The following is a 251-nucleotide window of genomic DNA, read 5'->3' on the forward strand; positions in this document are numbered from 1 at the left end:
TGTTCCGCGGCGTCCTCCAGAACGGCTGACCTCCAGGGAAGGAGGCCGGCGCATGGCGCCCGTCCACGACCGCAGGGCCGGATTTTCAAGGCGGCGGCAATACAGCATGTTCATCGGCTACGTTCTGGCCGTGGCCGGAGCGGTGGTGGGTGGCGTGTTGCTGGTCGCCAGCCGCTTCGACCCGCCACTGTTCGCCGGCATGCGCATGGCCGCGGCGGGCGTGACCGCGCCGGTGTCCTCCGGGCTGTCGG

1 protein-coding gene is annotated in these 251 nt (G+C 70.9%); it reads left to right on the forward strand.

The features are described from left to right. Window positions 1-52: 52 nt before the first annotated feature. Window positions 53-251: hypothetical protein (locus tag AC0IW9_RS31435; RefSeq protein ID WP_471652208.1), on the forward strand; the 199-nt coding region annotated here is incomplete at its 3' end.

Source organism: Belnapia sp. AC561 (assembly GCF_979252845.1).